The 18,246-nt window shown below is 50.9% G+C and carries 19 protein-coding genes; 6 read left to right on the forward strand and 13 right to left on the reverse strand.

Going from position 1 to position 18,246, the window contains the following annotated elements:
• Window positions 1–26: 26 nt before the first annotated feature.
• From J1779_RS13100 to rhtA, 9 genes are all read right to left on the reverse strand, one after another.
• Window positions 27–1,139: a tetratricopeptide repeat protein gene (locus tag J1779_RS13100; protein WP_217203964.1), complete on the reverse strand. Its 1,113-nt coding sequence runs from the start codon at window positions 1,137–1,139 to the stop codon at window positions 27–29.
• Window positions 1,140–1,363: 224 nt separating this feature from the next.
• Window positions 1,364–1,801, reverse strand: a complete 438-nt coding sequence (locus J1779_RS13105) for an FAD synthase family protein (protein WP_217203965.1) — start codon at window positions 1,799–1,801, stop codon at window positions 1,364–1,366.
• 17 nt (window positions 1,802–1,818) lie between these two features.
• Window positions 1,819–2,484 (reverse strand): ABC transporter ATP-binding protein, encoded by a 666-nt coding sequence (locus J1779_RS13110; protein WP_217203966.1) that lies wholly within the window; start codon window positions 2,482–2,484, stop codon window positions 1,819–1,821.
• Window positions 2,481–3,257: an ABC transporter permease gene (locus J1779_RS13115; protein ID WP_217203967.1), complete on the reverse strand. Its 777-nt coding sequence runs from the start codon at window positions 3,255–3,257 to the stop codon at window positions 2,481–2,483. The genes J1779_RS13110 and J1779_RS13115 overlap by 4 nt, the downstream gene beginning before the upstream one ends.
• A 642-nt stretch (window positions 3,258–3,899) precedes the next feature.
• On the reverse strand, window positions 3,900–4,403 hold the full coding sequence (dps, locus tag J1779_RS13120; RefSeq protein WP_056769114.1) for a DNA starvation/stationary phase protection protein Dps: 504 nt from the start codon (window positions 4,401–4,403) through the stop codon (window positions 3,900–3,902).
• 412 nt (window positions 4,404–4,815) lie between these two features.
• A complete protein-coding gene (locus J1779_RS13125; protein WP_217203968.1) occupies window positions 4,816–5,493 on the reverse strand; it encodes an anti-sigma factor in 678 nt (225 codons plus the stop codon).
• Window positions 5,490–6,071, reverse strand: coding sequence for an RNA polymerase sigma factor (locus tag J1779_RS13130; RefSeq protein WP_056769116.1), 582 nt, complete (start codon window positions 6,069–6,071; stop codon window positions 5,490–5,492). Before J1779_RS13130 ends, J1779_RS13125 begins: the two co-directional genes overlap by 4 nt.
• Before the next feature lie 154 nt (window positions 6,072–6,225).
• Complete coding sequence (locus tag J1779_RS13135; RefSeq protein WP_056769118.1) at window positions 6,226–6,789, reverse strand: fasciclin domain-containing protein; 564 nt, start codon at window positions 6,787–6,789, stop codon at window positions 6,226–6,228.
• A gap of 188 nt (window positions 6,790–6,977) precedes the next feature.
• Window positions 6,978–7,886 carry a threonine/homoserine exporter RhtA gene (gene rhtA / locus J1779_RS13140; RefSeq protein ID WP_183848227.1) on the reverse strand — a complete coding sequence of 303 codons (909 nt, stop codon included), beginning with the start codon at window positions 7,884–7,886 and terminating at the stop codon, window positions 6,978–6,980.
• A 486-nt stretch (window positions 7,887–8,372) separates the two neighbouring features.
• On the opposite strand from rhtA, the gene ompX reads away from it, so the two are divergent.
• Window positions 8,373–8,906: an outer membrane protein OmpX gene (gene ompX / locus J1779_RS13145; protein ID WP_056769121.1), complete on the forward strand. Its 534-nt coding sequence runs from the start codon at window positions 8,373–8,375 to the stop codon at window positions 8,904–8,906.
• A 113-nt stretch (window positions 8,907–9,019) separates the two neighbouring features.
• Here the strand turns inward: ompX and J1779_RS13150 are convergent, their stop codons facing one another.
• From J1779_RS13150 to J1779_RS13160, 3 genes are all read right to left on the reverse strand, one after another.
• On the reverse strand, window positions 9,020–9,784 hold the full coding sequence (locus J1779_RS13150) for a molybdopterin-dependent oxidoreductase (protein WP_217203969.1): 765 nt from the start codon (window positions 9,782–9,784) through the stop codon (window positions 9,020–9,022).
• The gene (locus tag J1779_RS13155; RefSeq protein WP_082465684.1) at window positions 9,777–10,442 is read right to left on the reverse strand and encodes a cytochrome b/b6 domain-containing protein; all 666 of its coding nucleotides are present in this window, start codon (window positions 10,440–10,442) and stop codon (window positions 9,777–9,779) included. Before J1779_RS13155 ends, J1779_RS13150 begins: the two co-directional genes overlap by 8 nt.
• Before the next feature lie 146 nt (window positions 10,443–10,588).
• Entirely contained in the window at window positions 10,589–11,212 is a 624-nt protein-coding gene (locus J1779_RS13160; protein WP_056769125.1) for a hypothetical protein, read from the reverse strand.
• A gap of 212 nt (window positions 11,213–11,424) precedes the next feature.
• On the opposite strand from J1779_RS13160, the gene J1779_RS13165 reads away from it, so the two are divergent.
• The 5 genes from J1779_RS13165 (at window position 11,425) to J1779_RS13185 (ending at window position 17,613) form a co-directional block, all read left to right on the forward strand.
• A complete protein-coding gene (locus tag J1779_RS13165; protein WP_056769126.1) occupies window positions 11,425–12,099 on the forward strand; it encodes a heavy metal response regulator transcription factor in 675 nt (224 codons plus the stop codon).
• Entirely contained in the window at window positions 12,092–13,528 is a 1,437-nt protein-coding gene (locus J1779_RS13170) for a heavy metal sensor histidine kinase (protein ID WP_238485161.1), read from the forward strand. Before J1779_RS13165 ends, J1779_RS13170 begins: the two co-directional genes overlap by 8 nt.
• Window positions 13,529–13,761: 233 nt before the next feature.
• Entirely contained in the window at window positions 13,762–15,438 is a 1,677-nt protein-coding gene (gene eptB / locus J1779_RS13175; RefSeq protein WP_217203970.1) for a kdo(2)-lipid A phosphoethanolamine 7''-transferase, read from the forward strand.
• Window positions 15,439–15,583: 145 nt separating this feature from the next.
• The gene (locus J1779_RS13180; RefSeq protein WP_217203971.1) at window positions 15,584–16,696 is read left to right on the forward strand and encodes an endonuclease/exonuclease/phosphatase family protein; all 1,113 of its coding nucleotides are present in this window, start codon (window positions 15,584–15,586) and stop codon (window positions 16,694–16,696) included.
• Between the two features lie 2 nt (window positions 16,697–16,698).
• Window positions 16,699–17,613: a LysR substrate-binding domain-containing protein gene (locus tag J1779_RS13185; protein WP_183847691.1), complete on the forward strand. Its 915-nt coding sequence runs from the start codon at window positions 16,699–16,701 to the stop codon at window positions 17,611–17,613.
• Window positions 17,614–17,633: 20 nt separating this feature from the next.
• Here the strand turns inward: J1779_RS13185 and leuD are convergent, their stop codons facing one another.
• The gene (gene leuD / locus J1779_RS13190) at window positions 17,634–18,242 is read right to left on the reverse strand and encodes a 3-isopropylmalate dehydratase small subunit (RefSeq protein ID WP_056769135.1); all 609 of its coding nucleotides are present in this window, start codon (window positions 18,240–18,242) and stop codon (window positions 17,634–17,636) included.
• Window positions 18,243–18,246 lie beyond the last annotated feature (4 nt).

The raw sequence follows: 18,246 nt of genomic DNA on the forward strand, positions 1-18,246 counted from the left end.
TTTTTCAACCTAATAGTTTGATTATTCTAAAAGTATATTTTTTCTTCGCCATGCTTTTTAAGCATTTTTATGTGTGTTTCGATTTTCTGGCTTTCATTTAAGTGTATAGATTTAGCTAATTGTCTGTAGGTATGTACAATCAACTCTGCATTGTTTATAACTGTTGCATTCGGTGTATCAAAAGCTGAATCAAAATTTGATTTTTCTGTTCTCCAATCACCGTAATTTTCTGTGAGATATAGGTCATAATCGGCAGGGATTAAATATTCATCGTTCAAAAAATCACATGTAATCAATGAGAATGGTGTATTATTCCATTTTAATTTTGAACCACCATGCCAGTAATTACCTTCTTCTCTAAAATGGAGAAATATATCTATAGCTGTACCATTTACATGTTTTATTCTAAGAGCTAACGATGAGCGGGTAGCCTGGATGTAAAACAGCCCAGACTTTTTAACCTGATTAATAATATTTTCAGTGCTGACGTCACTCCAGACACCAACATCAATATCTTTGTCATGGCCTAGCAGTTTTCTCTCCCGTATACACCCTAGTAATGTTCCACTAACGAGAAAGAAATCTATTCCTGCATTTTTGAATACTTTCTTCAAATCAATTAAAGCTTTTGATGCACTACCAGAGGAAAATTTCTTTTTGCTAACATTGGAAGGAAAGACAACTTCTTTATTTATAGTCTTTTGGATAAAATCTTTCCATAATGCTATTGCATCACCGTAGTTTTTCGAACGCATTGCCGAAGTTGAAATATAGCTCTGAAGTTCGTAATGATAACCTGGAATTTTCCCTTTGTTTTTGAACAGTACCCAAAGCGATTTTAATCTCTGATGATCACTATTATTGACTGTTAAGTTCGCCAGCAATAGCCATGTTTTTAACCTATGCGAGTTTTCAAGGGTTTCTTCTAAAATATCTCTCGCTAACTCGTTTTTACCTTCTAATCTATAAGTTTCACTAAGCAGATACGCCATATCCGCATGTTTAGGATACCGTCGGTTAAGTTTTTTTAAAATAAGTATTGTTTTGGAATATTCTCCGAATAAAAAGTTAAGATGAGCGGCATAATATTTTAAGAGAGGGTTTTTATCAGTATTTTTCCAATTCAAAAAATTATGCATTATATTAGTCTTACCCCTTGATATAAAAAAATTAAAGGATAAGGCATAAAGAATGTTTAATGGCGTAACTTTTCCAAAAAACCTACATTCTCGATAGGCCTTTTTGAACGCTAAATTTATTGCTGACAAAAAAACCTCATACTCAAAATATTAGCTAGTTGTAACGTTCGAGAGTCTGATTTACTAGCCAGGTGTGCTGTTTTTATCCTGGCCAATATCACGCATTAGACTGGGTTGGCGTTAATTACTGAACTATTTATTACATTTTCGCCATAAGCTTTGATTACTTCAATCAATTGTGTGGTAGAAATTCCTTCTGTTCTTGGAAGGTAGAGCACTTCACACAGTTCTTTAAACATATCAAATCGTCCAGCCCAATCATCACCCATTATTAAAACATCTGCATTGTATTTTTGAATGTATTCACCTTTGAGCTCAAGAGACTCTTCTATAAAAACTTCATCAACACAATTGAGCGCCGCGATAATACTTTTTCTTTCAATCTCTGAATAAACCGGATTTCTGCTTTTTTTAGAAAAATTGAGGGCATCAGAGGAAACACCTACAACTAAGCGGTCTCCGTGTTTTTTCGCACGTTGTAAAATGTTAATATGTCCAATATGTAAAACATCAAAAGTACCGAAAGTAATTACAGTGCGCATTTATTTTTCCTCTGTATTTATATGTTTTCATCAATTTTATATGTGGCAATGGCTTCATCCACAGATTCGTAATACTTAACAACATTATCTCTGCCAATAAACAACGCCACATCGCAAAACTCTATCAGTGATCCCAAGCTATGAGAAACCATCAGAAAACTGGCTTCCTTATGGCGGGCTTTAAAGAGGTCTGCGCATTTCTGCTTAAACCTCGCATCGCCGACTGCTGTGACTTCATCGACAAGATAGTAATCAAATTTGAATGCCATGCTCAGGCCAAAACCCAGACGGGATTTCATACCGGAAGAATAGGTTTTAATCGGCATATCAAAGTATTTACCCAGTTCGGCAAACTCTTCGACGAACGCAACTTTTTCACGTAATTCTTCGGGCGTGGCATACAGACGAGCGACAAACTTGACGTTCTCACGGCCTGTCAGGCTGCCCTGAAATCCGCCGGCAAGACCGACCGGCCAGGAAATTGTTTTATCAGTCTGGACACGGCCTGAATCAGCACGGTCAATGCCACCAATTACGCGTAACAGGGTTGATTTACCTGCGCCGTTGCGACCTATTAATGCAACGCTTTTACCCGAGGGTAACTCGACATTCAGATCTTTAAAAACGTAGTGGCGGCCTTTAGGCGTGCGATAGGATTTTGTGAGGTTTTCAATTTTAATCATGATGTGAGCATCGCCTCTTCACGATTACGGTAGAGTGCCAGGCCAATAAATAAGACAACCAGCGTGCAACCTGCCAGATAGTTCAGGCTAACGCCTTCACTGATATAACCGGGAACAACCGCCTCACGGCATAACTCAACAACGTGAACGATTGGATTCCACAGCAAATAAGGCCAGTACTCTTTGGGAATAGTATGCAGAGAAAACATGATGCATGAGATGAAATAGAGTGGCTTAATCAAGATCGGCAGGAATTTCTCGGTTTCTGGAAATGATTTTCCAACTACCATAAATATTAACCCTACACCGCAGGAGAAAAGAACTAACAGCATCCATACCACGATCAACGTAATTATTTTAGTGACTTCGAATTCTTCACCCAGCAATCCAACAATAGCCATTAACAGAACATATACTACGGCATAAATTACGGTTTCTAACATCGCTCGCGCGAGAATCGTATCAATTGGTTTTACAGGTCGGTAGTTGAATAATCCCTGATTAGCTTCAATAGCTCCAATTGAACGATTACTGATATTGCTAAAGACGAAGTAAGGAATAATCCCGTTAATCAAAAACACCGGAAACGAAATATCTGGCATGGTGCGATGCATCACATAGCCAAAAATGCCCAGCAGAATCAGCATATGCGCCATTGGCTCCAGCGCTGCCCACAGGTACCCCAACCGGTACTTACCAAAACGGGTCTTAATCTCTCTTAAAAAAAGCGCTTTAACGGCCGCTTTTTGTACTTCCAAGCCACTACGTGCCATCTGTTTTGTCCAGTTTTTATTCGATTTTCCACGCTACCGCCCCTGGCTTATGGCTACCAATGTGCTGAAATCAGGGTCAGATTGTGGGAAACGGCGTGGTATTTCACCTCAGTGAGGTAGCCGCAGAAGGAGTGTCACTTTTCCATAAGTTACTATTGGAGGGGCCATGCCGGAGTGAACGTCCATTGTAAGAATTCTCTTAACTTTCAGTGTTTTATTTCAATGCCTAAATTCACAAAAAAGTAAAGGTTACGACTAAATATTTCAGCAAGTTACAGGTCATATCGCATTCATGTAAAATTGCTTTGGTCTATTAATTTGCCTTTAAACATTCATCACACCTATTGATCTAAGAGTTTTCTGACACGTCTAATAAAACTCTTATTTATCAGTCGGCTAGTGGTACCGGTTTCATGACTAATTAGTTCTGAATTGGTTTACATAGAAACTATTCATATAAGTTATTATTCAAAGTTCTTACAAAAACTGTTATGAGTCAGGGATTTCAGTGCAAAACGAGGTATCGGGAGGGGAGGGGGATGAAAATAGGAAAGGCCAGTCGCTTACGCCACTGGCCTTATTTTTTGCATTGATCCGATGATTTGCCGCAGCCTTGATCAGGCTGCGGTTACCGAGTCCTGATTACTCGATATTAGATTCGATGAACCACAGGAATTTATCCAAATCGCGTGATGCGGCGGTAAAGATATCTGCGGTGTCTTCGTCTTCCACTTCGCCGATGGCTTTACGCGTGTCGTTGGCGACAACGGCAAAACGATCTGCCAGCGCTTTCAGGTGTTCCTGCACGGTATGGATGTTAGTCGGGTAGCTTTTCAGTGGGGTTTTATCGTTAACCACTTGCACGGTACCCAGCGCAACGCCACCTAACTGCACCACACGTTCTGCGATGGTGTCCTGGTGATCGATAACTGCGGTACGGAATCCATCGAGCATTTCGTGCACGGCGATGAAGTTTGCGCCACGCATGTTCCAGTGTGCCTGCTTGATGATCAGCGACAGATCGATGTATTCCGCCACCAGGCGGTTCAGCACTTTGATGGTGCTCAGTTTAACGTTTTCATCTAAATCGTTGCGTGTATAGATAAGTTCAGAAGATTTCGTTTTGACCAGTTTAGCGGTACTCATATTTATATCTCCTTGTTAGATTTACTTATTAGTTAATGCATATATCTCGTAACTGGATCCAGTATAGCAATAAATTTCAGTTTTGCAGGAAAGTCGTTCCTATCGTTCCGATAGCGTGTGCCATATATTGCCTGCCAGACGATGTTTATTAATTTATCATGTTGATTTTTAAGGTGAATAGGAATGTTCCTGAATTCGCGTAAATAGTGGGTCAACCGGGGTGTTGAATTATTCCTGAATGTAACATGACATGTTATGTCTATATTTATGACAGCAAAAACAGAGAATGATAAATATTCTCGCCTGAGAATGATTGCCAATTTAACACTATTTTCCGGTGAGAATAATCAACGGGGGAAATATTTCCCGCCGTTGATTATTAAGAGGTTTCACTGCCTGCTCAATACCCGTTTCAGAGCGTCAGCGCACCGCTGTACAGCACGGCACCGGTCGGTTGCCCGGTAGGAGAGCCGCCGCGTGGTTCAACACTGATCGCAAGCTGGTAACCCGGATCCGGCATTTTTGCCGCCAGCGCCAGCTGAGTGGGTTGCCGGGTATTGAGTAAGCCCAGCGAACGCGGTTTGCCGCCCGGCGGGATGGCCCAGAGCTCCAGGCTGCGGTCATCCGCCACGCGCTGCGCATTGAGCGGGGTCAGCATCAGGCTGCGCGTGCTGGCATCCGCACTCACCACCCATTGCCCGCCCGGAGCGCCTTCACTGCTGGCGAGGATTGCCACCGGCATAGGCACGCCCGGTTGTACCAGCAGACGCGGGATCAGCAGCAGCGCCGCCAGCCCGGCGGCCAGTGCCCAGCCAAGATAACCGCGCAGCGGCGTTTTGGCGGGAGCCACGCGTTTTGCTGGTTGCAGCGCAAGGTTATGCTGAATGCGCTTCCACACCGAAGCGGGTGGGATCACCGGGATGATCTGGTTATCCAGTTGTGTGAAGGCTTCCTGCCAGCGCGCCACTTCGGCCGCCAGTTCAGGGTCTTCCTGCATTTTTTGCTCGAATTGAATTTTTGCTGCGCCGCGCAACGTGCCGAGCGCATATTCAGCGGCGAGGGCAGCATGATAATGGCTTCTGCTTTTCATAGTCCCACGCAGCTCTTTAAGTGATCCAGGGCGCGACGGATCCAGCTTTTTATCGTCCCCAGGGGTTGTTGTAGATGAGATGAAACCTCGCCGTGAGACAGACCCTGATAATAGGCAAGGATCAGGCTTTGTCGTTGTTCGGCGGGAAGGTGCGCCAGACAGTTCGCCAGCACTTTGGCATCGCTGTCTTGTTGCAATCTTTGCAGGGGTTCATCACTTTCTTCGACGTAACGGTCCGCCACGCTGTCGTCCAGTTCGTCTGTCTGGTTATCGCTGCCGCGCATCCAGTCGATGGCGCGGTTGCGGACAATGTGAGTGAGCCAGGTCATCGGGGAACTGAGGGCGGGGTTATAAGACGCCGCCCGGTTCCACGCGGTGATGTAGCTGTCGTGCAAAACTTCCTCTGCCCAGGCGTGTCGCCGCAACATGCGTAATGCCACGGCAAAAAGTCTCGGGGAAGTCAGACGGTAGAGTTGCTCGAATGCCTGACGGTCGCCACTGGCCATGGCGCTCATCAGTTCACGCTGAACTTCCAGCGCTTTCTCTGGTGTCGTATTTTTCAATAAAGGGTCATGCATTCGCCCATCCTGACTTTCTGAGATACTGTTTCATAAGGAAATCCAGCTCTCAGTATAGTCCCCAAAATAATTCGTGTTGCAGTGCCTGGGCAGAAGCTGATCACAGCCTTCAGCGGACGCCTCTGCAACGCGAAGTATGAAGGGGCAGCCGGTATTATTTAGGCATCAGTACGGTATCGACCACGTCGATTACACCGTTTTTCTGTTGAACGTCATAGGTACTGATATTGGCGATATTCCCTTTGCCGTCTTTCAGCTGAATATTGTGCGGGCCGTTGTTGAGGATCCACAGTGGCTGGCCGTTAACGGTTTTCAGTTCCGCGGTGCCGTTCCCTTTTTTCAGCAGTTTTTCCAGATCTTTCATTTCATATTTACCGGCCACCACGTGGTAGGTGAGGATGCTGGTGAGTGTGGCTTTGTTTTCAGGTTTCACCAGATTCTCGACGGTGCCCGCCGGCAATTTCGCAAACGCGGCATTGGTCGGGGCAAACACGGTGAACGGACCTTTACCCTGCAACGTGTCCACCAGACCGGCAGCTTTCACGGCGGCAACCAGCGTGGTGTGGTCTTTGGAGTTCAGGGCATTCTCTACGATATTTTTGGACGGATACATTTCAGCGCCACCCACCATGGTGGTGTTTTGAGACATCATTGCAGCCATTGACGCGGTGCTCAGCAGCAGCGAAGCACAGATAGCGGTACGGATTAATGTTTTCATGATGTAGTCCTTCGTAAGTTGAGTAGGTAAGGTCTTGCCTCACATCTATACATACGAACGACACCCCGCTTTTGGATGCAGGAAAAGATGAAAAAAAGTGAAATAAACGAACGTTATTTTCAACACATTGATTATCAATAAAAAAACCGCGCGCATTGGCGTGGTTTTTTATTGGAATAACGCAGAGATTATTTCCCCGACGGATTATTTCCGGGCACATCCACCGTTTCGATTTTGGTTTTACGCTGGATCGTCAGCGTTGAACCGGCAGAAGCCGCGATAATCGCCGCCAGCCCCAGCCACTGTGACGCCGTCAGGAACTCGCCCAGGAAGATAATCCCGGAGAGCGCGGCCATGGCCGGTTCCATGCTCATCAGCGTGCCGAAGGTTTTGGCGGGCAGCTTGGTCAGCGCCATCATTTCCAGCGAATAAGGGATGGCAGAGGTGAGCAGGGCGATCAGTAAGCCGAGCGGCAAGATTTCCCAGCTGAATATAGAGGTGTGCGCCTGCGCGATGCCAATCGGGAAGAAGATCAGGGCGGCGATAACCGAGCCCATCGCGGCAGTCCCCGGCCCGTAGCTGCTGCCTGCACGCTGCCCGGCAAGAATATAGATAGCCCAGCAGGCACCGGCGATCAGCGCAAAGCACGCCCCTTTGAGATCAACGCCACCGGCACTTTGTCCGAGCGGCAGCAAAAACAGTAATCCGGCCACGGCCAGCGCCACCCAGACAAAATCCACCGGGCGGCGGGAAGAGAACATCGCCACCGCCAGCGGCCCGGTGAACTCGAGCGCAACGGCAATCCCGAGCGGCACGGTGCGCAGCGCCAGATAGAAGCTGTAGTTCATACAACCCAGCGCAAGCCCGTACATCAGCAGTGCGCGAAAATTACCGCCGCGCATTTTAAAGCGCCACGGTCGGAAATAGATCAGCAGCAGAATGGAACCCAGCCCGAGACGCAGTGCCGTTACGCCCTGCGGGCCGACGACCGGGAACAGCGTTTTCGCCAGTGACGCGCCGCCCTGTAAGGAAAGCATGGCGATGAGCAGCAGCAGGATGGCGACCAGAGGTGAGGCTTTCTTAGGTAATGCCGGCACCGGCGGGCTGTTGTTGTGTTCTTCTGCGGGCACGGCGGCCTGCATTTTTTTTCCTGACTGTGTCATCCATAGCGCCTTAGGAGGTGATCCGTTTTAACGATTATCTTGAGATTTATAGTTTTGAAAAGAAAGGTAAAGCACCGTCAGTGTAGAGGGAAATGGGGGAAGAAAAAATCAGTGAAAAAAGTTTTTTTCGGCAGCGGATTTTCCGAAAAAAAATTTAAAAAGCCGAAAATGTTGCGAAAAAATGTCGATTTTTCGTCCAAAACTTTAGGAATTATCTGCTAATCTTAAAAAGTTCAATAAGTTTTTCTTATAGTTTTAGTGACGAAAATCACAGTAAAATTAATAAGATATAGTGTATTGGAAACTTTATGTTACACGATAGAGTGCTTTGGACATCTATATTCAGGCAGAGTTTCACGCTGGTTTTTGTTATATTTTCAAACGTGAAGGTTACTTTGGTTTCCCATTTTGAGGTGGTTTATGAAAAAAATTGCATGTCTTTCCGCATTAGCTTGCGTAGTAGCACTGGGCGTTTCAACAAGCGCATTCGCTGACACCAGCACCGTAACCGCTGGTTACGCTCAGGGTGATATGCAAGGCGTTGCTAACAAAGCAAACGGCTTCAACTTGAAATACCGTTGGGAACAAGATAACAACCCACTGGGCGTTATCGGTTCTTTCACCTACATTGAAGACGACAGCACTCCGTCTTCTGGTGACTACCGTAAAGCACAATACTACGGTCTGACTGCGGGTCCTGCTTACCGTCTGGCTGACTGGGTTTCCATCTACGGTGTTGTAGGTGTGGGCTACGGTAAATTCCAGCAGAACGACAACGCAGCATCTACTGCAAACCGTCAGAAATTTGACAACAGCGACTACGGCGTATCTTACGGCGCAGGTCTGCAGTTCAACCCAATCCAGAACGTTGCTCTGGACGTTTCTTACGAACAGTCCCGTATCCGCAGTGTTGATGTTGGCACCTGGATCGCTGGCGTAGGTTACAGCTTCTAATTCTTCGCTGCAGCGTAACGCTTTGCCGTTACCATCCCGAGAAAACAAAAACCGCTCATTGAGCGGTTTTTTTATGCCTTTTTTCCAGCCGGGATGAGGGCGTCTATGGAGACTTAAATCCCGCTAAACCAGTTATACCCCTGATCTTCCCAGTATCCGCCCGGATATTCATTGGTGACGAAAATCGCGCCGATGTGTTTGGCATTTTTAAAGCCCAGTTTGGTCGGCATGCGCAGGCGTAACGGGTAACCGAAATCAGGTGGCAGCGGTTTGCCGCCAAAATCCAGTGCCAGAATGGTCTGCGGATGCAGCGCCGTCGCCATATCAATGCTGGAATAGTAGCGGTCATCGCATTTAAACCCGACATATTTGGCGGTGAGATCCGCCCCGATATGTTGCAGGAAGGTTTTCAGCGGCACGCCTTTCCACTGGCCGATGGCGCTCCAGCCTTCAATGCAAATCAGACGGGTGATCTGGCTTTCCTGCGGCAGGCGCTGCAATTGTTCCAGCGTCCACGGCGCTTTTTTCTGCACCAGCCCGGAGACTTCCAGCCGGTAATTGGGGATGTCTATTTCCGGAACGTTGTATTCCGGATAAAAAGCATTGAAGCGGAACGGCGTGGTTATCTGATCTTCGCGGTAGGTTTGCGCCAGTTTCTGACCGCTGAACAGCCAGCCCTGAACCCGATCGTTCCAGCGCGACATCGCCCACAGCACTTTGTCGACCTGATCGCCGTCCTGCAAATTACAGCCGGTCAGCATCGATACCGCGCCCAGCGTCAGGCCGGAACGCAGCAAAAGACGGCGCTGAATATTCACCAGCTGTTTGCGCTGGTCGGGGTCAACAATGATTTTTGGCCGGTCTGATTTATCACTCATCCGTGTTCTCCTGCGTACTGATTTTTTTGCCACCGGTGATCATGGCAACGAACGTTTTCGGCACCAGCAACACCATCACCACGTGAACCACCACGAACAGCATCACGCCGCTCATGGCAAAGAAATGGACATAACGGGCGATATCAAAACCGCCAAACAGCCACACCAGGCCGCTGAACTGAACCGGTTTCCAGATAGACAACCCTGAGAGCACCAGCAGCAGGCCGAGCAGCAGCACGCCGACGTACATCAGCTTTTGCACCGCGTTGTACTGGCCGAGTTTGTGCGGCAGCCTGAACGTCACGGCACGGACCGTATCCCGCCAGACAGAACGTGGGCTGAACGGGAAAAAGTCACGCCTGAAATGGCCTGTGAACAGCCCCCACAGCACATAAAACAGGGCATTGGCCGCCATCAGCCACATCACCGCCAGATGCCAGGCAATGTTGCCACCCAGCCAGCCGCCGAGGGTGGTGCTTTGCGGAAAGGTAAAAGAAAAAATCGGATCGGCGTTATAAATTCCCCAGCCGCTCATCACCATGCCGATCATCGCGAAAAGATTAATCCAGTGGCACAGACGAACCGGCCAGGGATGAATACGCTTTTTTTTCGGCAAAGAGGGCGGCGGGGAGGCACTTTGTGCAGAGGAGGTACGCAGCGGGGAGGGTTGAGATTTCACGGATAAACTCCTGCGTAATGAGAAACTGCGCAACGTGAATGAGGGAGGATTCACCCTGCGCAGTTCTTCAGGAACCACTGCTTGCGGCTGACAGACACGGCCCGCCGGAGCAGCGTGCTAAAGGGTTACATCGGCGGTGCGACGCCATCTTTACCGGCGGCGATACCACGGGCAACCAGTGCGCCTTTATCGTCTTTCATCGCAAACAGCACGATTTTAGTCCCAGGTTTCAGCAGGCTGCGGTCGCCCGGCGCCAGCAGAACCACCGGCACATCGTCAGGCACTACAACCGTTTTTTCTGCGTCATGGTATTTCACGGTCAGCGTGCGGCCATTGGTGTTCACCAGTTTGCCGACGGTACCGTTAGTCATGGTATTGATTTTGCCATCGGCGGATTCAAACGGGTTGAACCCTTCGCCGCTGCCGCGCAGGCTTGGCGCGAAGACGTGCACTTCCAGCGCTTTCAGGGTGCCGTTGGCCTGTGGAACGGCCGCGGTACCGATGAAGCTGTCCGCTTTGATGTCACTGATCTGGCCTTTCGTCACCGCGTTGATTTTGGTCTGATCGGTCAGTTTAACGTCCAGCTTATCGCCCTGACGGGTGGTGATCTGCATGGAGGAATCATTAACGGATTCAATGGTTCCGCGCGTAGGTTTGATGACGTTGTCCGCAGCAAAGGCAGATGTCATGCCGCTGCACATCAGCAATGAACCGAGTAACAGACCGGCCAGACGTGTTGGTGTGTTCATGTTTAACTCTCCAGTTTCTTACGTATTTTCATTCAGGTAGAGGTATCACTGCACGAGGCAGTGAGGAATGACTTCATTAAGAGTGGACGATAAACCGGGATTGGCAGATGACAAGTTGATGACAAAATTGTCATCAAAGGTGTCTGACGAAACTGATAAACTTCCCAGGAATCATTCTTTGGGTGAATGGTCATGCGGCGCTGAGGGCCTGAATGCGGATACTGGTGATAGAAGATGATGTCAGCACAGGCGATTACCTGAAAAAAGGGCTGACCGAAGCAGGTTACAGCGTGGATCTGGCGCGTAATGGCGCTGACGGGCTGTTTCTGGCGCTCGAGGACGGTTACGACGCGGTGATCCTTGACGTCATGCTGCCGGGGCTTGATGGCTGGCAGGTGATGGAAGTGCTGCGTAAAAAAAGCGACGTGCCGGTGCTGTTCCTGACCGCACGCGACGAAGTGCAGGATCGCATTCACGGTCTGGAGTTGGGCGCAGACGATTACCTCATCAAACCTTTCTCCTTCACCGAACTGGTGCTGCGTATTCGCACGCTGCTGCGCCGTCCCGCCGCCCGTGAGCCGGATATCTACAGCGTCGCCGATCTCAATCTCGATCTGCTTCGCCGGCGCGTCACCCGTCAGGATCAGACCATCGCGCTGACCAACAAAGAATTTATGCTGCTGCATTTGCTGATGCGCCGCGAAGGCGAAGTGCTGTCGCGCACCATGATCGCTTCTCAGGTGTGGGATATGAATTTTGACAGCGACACCAACGTGGTGGATGTGGCCATCAAACGCCTGCGCGCCAAAATCGACCGCGCCTTTGAGGTCAAACTGATCCATACCGTGCGCGGCATCGGCTATGTCTGCGAAGTGCGCCATGACTGAATTTGCTGCGAAATCAACACCACAACGCGCGATGTCCCTGACGCTGCGGGCCACGCTGCTGTTTGCGCTGTTAGCCTCTCTGGTGGTGAGCGCCGTCGGGGTGTACCTCTATTACTCGCTGGAAAAAGAGCTGGTGCGCCGCGCCGATTATCAGGTCAGCGGGCGCGTGCAGTATTTTCGTCATTTGCTGGCGAGCGAATTTCCGCTGTCACAGCTCAGCCACAACCCCGGCCTGTTCGAAAATATGCTCGGCAACGAGCGCGATATTCTGACCTTCCGCCTCAGCGGGCAGCCCGCGCTGATTAACGTCAATCCTTCGCGTTTACAGTTACCGGCAGTGGCACCGGTGCCGGACGGCCAGCCGTTAACCCTTGGCACCGTGCATAGCCTCTCTGCGCCCGACGGCACGCCGGTGCGTTTCGCCCGTGCCGCCGTCAGAATGCAGGATGGCAGCACGGTGGAGATCACCGCGGCGCACTTCATGACCGGCGAAGCGCGGATGCTGTCAACGTTCCGCTGGCAGATAACCGGCGCAGTGCTGTTTGCCTATTTTCTGATTGCTGCGCTGGGCTATGGCGTCATCCGCCGGGGGCTGCGTCCGCTGCGGCATATGGCGCAGGAGGCAACGAAAATTCATCCGGCCAGTTTATCCACCCGTCTGAGCAGTGAAAATGCGCCGCAGGAATTGCAGCAGTTGATCTTTTCTTTTAACGACATGCTGGAAAGGCTGGCGGAAGGTTATCAGCGTCTGACGCAGTTCTCCGCCGATCTGGCGCATGAGATCCGCACGCCGGTGGGCGCGCTGATGGGGCATTGTCAGGTGGCGCTGTATCAGCCGCGCAGCACCGAGGAATATGAAACGCTGCTGGCGAACAACATGGAAGAACTGGAGCGTATTTCGCGCATGGTGGAAAACATCCTGTTCCTGGCGCGCGCCACCGATGCGCGTTCGGTGCTGACCCTCACCAGTATTGATGTGTCGGCGGAAATGACCCGTATTCAGGAGTATTTCGAAGGACTGGCGGAAGAGCGCGAGATGACGTTGCACAGCGCGGGCGAGGGAATTGTTTACGCCGATGCCATTTTGTTCCAGCGTGCGCTCAGCAATCTGGTCGCTAATGCCGTGCGCTATGCGCATCAGGGAACGGCAATCTGCGTGCGCGCAGAGTCTCATGGGAAAGGCATGGATATCCATGTGATTAGCCAGGGTGACCCGATCCCGCCTGAAAAACTCGGCAAACTGTTTGACCGTTTCTATCGCGCCGATGCTTCGCGCAGCGAAGGCGGCAGCTCCAGCGGGCTGGGGTTGTCCATCGTGCAGGCCATTATGGCGCTGCATCAGGGCAGCGTTCGGGTGGTGAGTTCCGCGCAGGGGGAAACCCGCTTCACGCTCACTTTCCCGCGCGAAGAGCACAAGCTTTCTCAGTAGTTTCTCAATAAACGTAAGAAACGGGCAGCAGGTGTAAGAAAATTATCAGCATTATCTCACTGAAAGATAAAGGTTTCGTTAATCCTGTTACATTATCACATTGGAAGAAACGAATGAATTTGAACGAAAATACGCGGCCCGGAGTCTGAATAGTCCTAAGGAGTGTTTTCAATCCTCCGGTACGAGCGGTCAACATGACGTAAACAGACTCACCAAAGAGCCATTTATTACCAATGCAAAAATTACGATTACTTTCGCAACAGAGCATTTTTCTGTTCATTGCGCTTTATCTTGGGATCCTGCTTAACCTTCCGATTTTCTTCCGACGTTACTCCCAGTTGCACTATGACAATGCGTTGTCGATCGCCGTTGAAATGCTGGCCGCCTTTGCGCTGGTCTATTTCCTGTGTGTGCTGCTGTCGTTTACCGGGAAAACGGTCTTCCGCATTCTGATGAGCGTGGTGGTGATCTCTTCCGCCGCGGCCAGCTACTACATGATCCTGTTCAACGTCGATATCGGTTACGGTATTTTGGCGGCGGCACTGGCGTCAGATTCCATTGATTTATCGAAAGAATCCATCGGAACCCATTTCATCGCCTGGACGGTGCTGGTCAGCCTGATCCCGGTACTGCTGTTGTGGCTGAGCACCATGCCCGGCGCGGCATTCAGAGAAACCACCCTGAAAAAACTGGCAGTGAAACTCGTTCTGCTGGTCGTCTCCGGTTTGCTCTGTTACCTGCCGCTGCAAATGATGGGCAAAGTGCAGGATCGTCATGATCTGGTGAATAACCGCATGATGGCAAGCTACGGCGGCGTGGTGGCGGGTACTTATTCGCCGTCCAACTGGCTTTCGGCGCTGGGGCTGTATGTCTACAGCAGCTACAGCCAGGCGGAAGACACCAAAAACCTGTTCGATCCGGCCAAACACTTCACCTATAACGAACCGGCAGATGCCAAAGACATGTACGTGGTGTTTGTGATTGGTGAAAGTGCACGTCGCGATCACATGGGGCTGTATGGCTATGATCGTGATAACACGCCGAATCTCGATAAAGAGAAGAATCTTGTGGCCTTGCAGGGCTATTCCTGCGACACCGCCACCAAGCTTTCCCTGCGCTGTATGTTTGTGCGCGAGGGCGGGGCGTCTGAAGCGCCGCAGCGTACGCTCAAGGAAGCCAATGTGTTCTCCGTGCTGAAAAGCAAAGGCTGGAGCTCAGAGTTGTATTCCATGCAAAGTGAAGCCTGGTTCTACAACAAAACCCGCGCTGACGATTATTCCCTGCGTGAAAACATTGCTTCTGAGAAGCGCAACGCCGGTAAGCCAGTCGATGACATGTTGCTGATCGATGAAATGAAAGATTCGCTGAATAACCATCCGAACGGTAAACATCTGATCATCCTGCACACCAAAGGGTCGCATTATCTCTATTCCGACCGCTATCCGCGTTCATTCGCCAAATATCAGCCGGAATGCATGGGCATTGATGACTCCTGTTCTACCCAGGAGATGATCAACGCCTACGACAACTCACTGCTGTATACCGATTATTTCCTGTCGCAGGTGTTTGACCAGTTGCGTGATAAAAACGCCATCGTGTTCTACGCATCCGATCACGGCGAGTCGATTTCAAAAAGTATGCACTTCCACGGCACACCGCGCGATCACGCGCCACCTGAGCAGCGTACCGTGCCGATTATGGTCTGGGCGTCGGACAAATTCCTCGCCAACGATCAGAACCGAGCCGGTTTCGAACAGCTGCAAAAAATGGCTGCGCAGAAGAAGCCTGCTTTCCATGAAAAACTGTATGACACCCTGCTCGGTTGTATCGGCTACACGTCTCCGGACGGCGGGATTGTCCAGCAGCATAACTGGTGCCATGTAGCCGATCCGGTCGCACCGGCAAAATAACCCTCGCCCGACGTCGCCATCTTTTTCTTCAACCAGAAAAGGTGGCGACATCCTTCTGGTCGTTCCTCGTTTTTTAAGTCACAATCGCTTAACAAGGTATTGAGAGTATTCTCTTCTGCTATTTTTTTATCAGGGCTGATGACCGATGGAAGCACTTCGAATTACAGTTTGCGTACTAACGGTCATAATGACCCTCCTGACGCTGCTGCCCCTCTCCCGCAATCAACACTGGTGGGTGCGGGTATGGGATTTCCCCCGCCTGCAAATGGCGTCTTTATGCTTACTTTTCCTGCTGACTGAGCTGTATATTCTGCCGTTTGGCGGCGTGCTCTCGACCATCACCATCGTGCTGACGGTGGCCTGCATGCTCTATCAGAGCTGGTGGATTTTGCCCTACACGCGTCTGCATCCGGTGCAGGTCAAAAAAGTCGCGCCGAACGGGCATTCCCGCATCAAAATTATCAACAGCAACGTGCTGACCACCAACCGTCAGGCCGGTAAATTACTGAGCCTTATCCAGCAAAATAAGCCTGATATCGTGGTCCTGCTGGAAACGGATCAGTGGTGGGAAGATCATATGGCACCGCTTGAGCCGGATTACCCGCACAGCCTGCGCTGCCCGCTGGATAATCTCTACGGCATGCACGTTTACTCGCGCCTGCCGCTGCACGACGCACAGATTCAGTATCTGGTGGCCGACGATATTCCGTCGATGCATTTTCGCGCCGAACTGGCCTCCGGGGAACAGGTCGTGCTGCACTGCCTGCATCCGATGCCGCCAAGCCCGACCGAAGCCGATGAATCCACTGACCGCGACGGTGAGCTTATCGCCGTCGGGCACACCGCGGCCAAAGCGACCTATCCGACCATTGTGACCGGCGACCTGAACGACGTCGCATGGTCGCGCACCACGCGCCTGTTCATGAAAGTCAGCGGTCTGCTCGATCCGCGTCGTGGCCGTGGCATGTACAACACCTTCCACGCCAGTTATCCGTTCCTGCGCTGGCCGCTGGATCACGTTTTCCACAGTAAACATTTCACGCTCATCGGCCTGCAACGCCTCGGATTCATGGGCTCGGATCACTTTCCCATCATGGTCGAACTGGCGCTGACGCCTCAGGAAGGGCAGGATCAGGAATCGCTGGAAATCGATAATGAAGACATTGAAGAAGCCGAAGAAAAAATGCAGATCGCGGGTGTGAAAACCAGCGACGTGCACAGGGCGGAAAAACTGAACCAGCCGGTCTTCGGTCTGTAATCATGACCAGCGAACGTGCGCGTTTGCCACTGGCCGAAGACTTACGGGTTTTTCTGGCGGTCGTGAATAAGCAGAGTTTTGCCGCCGCCGCCACGGAGCTCGGGCAGTCTCCGGCCTATGTCAGCAAACGCATTCAGATCCTCGAAGAGTCGCTGAATTGCCGTTTGCTGCACCGTTCGACTCGCGGGGTACGGCTGACCGAAGACGGCGAACGCACGCAGCGCTGGGCACTGCAAATCCTCGATACGTTTGATCACTTCATCGGCGACCTGTCGGATTCGCGCAGTGAAGCGCGTGGCAACGTGCATATCTGCAGCTCGTTCGGTTTCGGACGCTGTCATGTGGCGCCGGCAGTGGCCGAGCTGGCCGAGCGTTATCCGCAACTGAATCTCCGCCTTGATCTGTTTGACCGCGTGGTCGATCTGGTTGCAGAAGGTATTGATCTGGAAATCCTGGTGGGCGATGACATTCCGGAGCAGCACATCGGTAAAAAACTGGCAGAGCATCAGCGGATCCTCTGCGCATCCCCGGAGTATCTGGCCGCCCACGGCGAGCCGGATTCGCCGGAAGCGCTCGCACAGCATCAGTGTCTGGTGCTCAAAGAGCGCGACAATCCTTTCGGACTCTGGTCGCTGACCGCAGAAGGCGAGGAGCACCGGGTCAGGGTGAAAGGGGCGCTGTCGTCTAACAGTGGCGAAGTGGTGTTGCAGTGGGCGCTCCGCCACCATGGCATCATTTTGCGCTCGCAGTGGGACGTGCAGCCTTACATTGCGCGGGGCGAGCTTGTGCAGGTGTTACCGCAATTCTCCCAGCCCGCCAGCGTCTGGGCGGTGTACCCTACGCGGCTGGCGGACTCGGCAAAATTGCGGGTGTGCGTTGAGTTTCTGCATCAGCGTTTCAGCCAGTTACTGGGCTGACGCCGGTTTCGTGGTTAGCGTTACGCCAGCCACGGATTGCGTTGCAAATGCCCTTGCTGAAACTCACGGATGTCATCGCGATATTGCAGCGTGGTGCCGATAGCATCCAGCCCGTTGAGCAGCGAAACCTTACTCAGCTCATCGATTGCAAAATCAATCACTTCACCGTTTTGCAGGCCAATCTGTTGCGCCGGCAGATCCAGGGTAATTTTGTTTTTGTCGCCGTGAACCACTTCCTGCGCAATCTGCGCCCACGGCTTGGGATCCAGCTGTACCGTGAGCACGCCGTTACGCTGACAGTTATCGAAGAAAATCCCCGCAAACGTCGTGCCGATCAGCGCCCGGATCCCGAGCTGTTTCAGTCCCCACACCGCATGTTCACGGCTGGAGCCGCAGCCAAAATTCGGGCCGACCAGTAAAAATTTGGCATTCTGCCACTCAGGCTGATTGAGAATAAACGCCGGATCGGGCGAGCCGTCCGCCAGGAAACGCAAATCGAAAAACACCCCGCGATCCAGCCCGTTGCGGTCGATGCCCTTGAGAAACTGTTTCGGCATGATCACATCGGTATCTACGTTTGCCGCAGGCAACGGCGCGGCAATACCGGTCAGTACGTTAAATGCTTCCATGATT

Source organism: Rahnella rivi (genome assembly GCF_019049655.1).
GTDB classification, from domain to species: domain Bacteria; phylum Pseudomonadota; class Gammaproteobacteria; order Enterobacterales; family Enterobacteriaceae; genus Rahnella; species Rahnella rivi.

What these genes read in the sequence shown, in the direction of transcription:
- J1779_RS13100 (WP_217203964.1), bottom strand. Translation starts at nt 1,139, where the DNA reads ATGCATAATTTTTTGAATTGGAAAAATACTGATAAAAACCCTCTCTTA.
- J1779_RS13130 (WP_056769116.1), bottom strand. Translation starts at nt 6,071, where the DNA reads ATGCATGACCCTTTATTGAAAAATACGACACCAGAGAAAGCGCTGGAA.
- J1779_RS13150 (WP_217203969.1), bottom strand. Translation starts at nt 9,784, where the DNA reads ATGAGTGATAAATCAGACCGGCCAAAAATCATTGTTGACCCCGACCAG.
- leuD (WP_056769135.1), bottom strand. Translation starts at nt 18,242, where the DNA reads ATGGAAGCATTTAACGTACTGACCGGTATTGCCGCGCCGTTGCCTGCG.
- J1779_RS13185 (WP_183847691.1), top strand. Translation starts at nt 16,699, where the DNA reads ATGACCAGCGAACGTGCGCGTTTGCCACTGGCCGAAGACTTACGGGTT.
- J1779_RS13135 (WP_056769118.1), bottom strand. Translation starts at nt 6,789, where the DNA reads ATGAAAACATTAATCCGTACCGCTATCTGTGCTTCGCTGCTGCTGAGC.
- eptB (WP_217203970.1), top strand. Translation starts at nt 13,762, where the DNA reads ATGCAAAAATTACGATTACTTTCGCAACAGAGCATTTTTCTGTTCATT.
- J1779_RS13125 (WP_217203968.1), bottom strand. Translation starts at nt 5,493, where the DNA reads ATGAAAAGCAGAAGCCATTATCATGCTGCCCTCGCCGCTGAATATGCG.
- J1779_RS13160 (WP_056769125.1), bottom strand. Translation starts at nt 11,212, where the DNA reads ATGAACACACCAACACGTCTGGCCGGTCTGTTACTCGGTTCATTGCTG.
- J1779_RS13170 (WP_238485161.1), top strand. Translation starts at nt 12,092, where the DNA reads ATGACTGAATTTGCTGCGAAATCAACACCACAACGCGCGATGTCCCTG.
- J1779_RS13110 (WP_217203966.1), bottom strand. Translation starts at nt 2,484, where the DNA reads ATGATTAAAATTGAAAACCTCACAAAATCCTATCGCACGCCTAAAGGC.
- ompX (WP_056769121.1), top strand. Translation starts at nt 8,373, where the DNA reads ATGAAAAAAATTGCATGTCTTTCCGCATTAGCTTGCGTAGTAGCACTG.
- dps (WP_056769114.1), bottom strand. Translation starts at nt 4,403, where the DNA reads ATGAGTACCGCTAAACTGGTCAAAACGAAATCTTCTGAACTTATCTAT.
- J1779_RS13105 (WP_217203965.1), bottom strand. Translation starts at nt 1,801, where the DNA reads ATGCGCACTGTAATTACTTTCGGTACTTTTGATGTTTTACATATTGGA.
- J1779_RS13115 (WP_217203967.1), bottom strand. Translation starts at nt 3,257, where the DNA reads ATGGCACGTAGTGGCTTGGAAGTACAAAAAGCGGCCGTTAAAGCGCTT.
- J1779_RS13165 (WP_056769126.1), top strand. Translation starts at nt 11,425, where the DNA reads ATGCGGATACTGGTGATAGAAGATGATGTCAGCACAGGCGATTACCTG.
- J1779_RS13180 (WP_217203971.1), top strand. Translation starts at nt 15,584, where the DNA reads ATGGAAGCACTTCGAATTACAGTTTGCGTACTAACGGTCATAATGACC.